The organism is Mycobacterium persicum, assembly GCF_002086675.1.
GTDB classification, from domain to species: domain Bacteria; phylum Actinomycetota; class Actinomycetes; order Mycobacteriales; family Mycobacteriaceae; genus Mycobacterium; species Mycobacterium persicum.
The window spans coordinates 1-1,475 of record NZ_MVIF01000231.1 but is presented as its reverse complement, the minus strand read 5'-3'; the positions used below and the strand labels follow the sequence as shown (position 1 = coordinate 1,475).

Genomic DNA, 1,475 nt, shown 5'->3' with positions numbered 1-1,475 from the left:
GAGCAATAGTCAATACCTGTGGATCGAATTTTCAGGCAGCCTCCTTCTCGGTCCCGTCGACGGTCTGCTCGTCGGGGCGCTCGACGAGTTTGCCGTTCTCGAACTTGGCGCCGGCGCGGACGAGGGCGACCAGGTGTGGGGCGTTCACCGCGCGCCAGCGTGATTGGGCGGCCTCGATCAGCTTGTAGGCCATGGCAATTCCCGCCGCCCGCGAACCTGGCCCTTTGGTGATCTTGCTCCGATTGCGCACGGTCGAGAAAGTAGATTCGATCGGGTTCGTAGTGCGCAAATGCACCCAATGCTCGGCCGGGAAGTCATAGAAGGCCAGCAGTTGGTCAAGGTCGTTGGTGATCTTGGCGACCGCCTTGGCGTACTTCGCGCCGTAGGCCGCCTCGAATGCCTTGACCGCGTCCAGCGCGTGGCGTTTGTCCTCGGCGTTCCAGATCTCGGCGAGGGCTTTCTTCGCGCCGGGGTGCGCTGATTTCGGAAGTGCGGCAAGAACATTCGCGATCTTGTGAAACCAGCATCGCTGTTCTTTGGTCTCCGGGAACACCTCGCGCAGCGCGCCCCAGAACCCCAGTGCGCCGTCCCCGATTGCCAGTACCGGCGCGCGCATGCCGCGCCGCTTGGCATCGCGCAGCAGATCGGCCCACGACTCACTGGCCTCGCGGTAGCCGTCATCAAGGGCGATCAGTTCCTTGCGCCCGTCGGCGCGCACCCCCATCAGCACCAGCAGGCACAGCTTGGTCTCCTCCAGGCGCACATTGACGTGGATGCCATCAGCCCAGACGTACACATAATCCACACCCGAGAGGTCCCGTGCCGAGAACGCCTTCTGCTCGGCTTGCCAGGTCTCGGTCAGCTTGGTGATCGTCGCCGCCGACAAGCCCTTGGCCGAGCCGAGGAACTGCCTCAGCGCCGGCCCGAAATCCTGCGACGACAGACCGTGCAGGTACAGCAGTGGCAGCACCTGCTCTACCTGCGGGGTCTTGCGCACCCACGGCGGCAAGATCGCCGAGGAAAACCGCACCCGCTCACCGGTTTCGGGGTCAACCCGCTTGTCGTTGACCCGCGGGGCGTGCACCTCGATCGCGCCCGCGGCCGTGGTCACCTCACGCGGCTCGTGATAGCCATTGCGCACCACCAGCCGATGTCCGTTCTCGTCGCACTCATCAGCGAACTGGGCGCAATAGGCGGCCACCTCCGCCCGCAACGCCGCGGCCAGCATCTGCTGGGCACCCTCGCGCACGATCTCATCGATCACCGACGAAACCGGGCCCGCCAACACGACCGGCGCAGCCGAACCATCACGATTGCCGGCCTCAGGGACTACATTGAGCATGGGTCGTACCTTCCCGAACCAGCGCGCCAACGCCGGTCCTTGATCAGACAACTGGACTTCAGATCATCCTCGGGAAGGTGCGCCCAATCTCGCCGCCTCGCCGAGGCTCATCCACAGGTTCTGATCATTGCTC

The 1,475-nt window shown here is 64.5% G+C and carries 1 protein-coding gene; it reads right to left on the bottom strand.

All coding sequences use genetic code 11. The features are described from left to right. Window positions 1-31: 31 nt before the first annotated feature. Complete coding sequence (locus BST40_RS28045) at window positions 32-1,342, bottom strand: IS256 family transposase (protein WP_083156556.1); 1,311 nt, start codon at window positions 1,340-1,342, stop codon at window positions 32-34. Window positions 1,343-1,475: the final 133 nt, after the last annotated feature.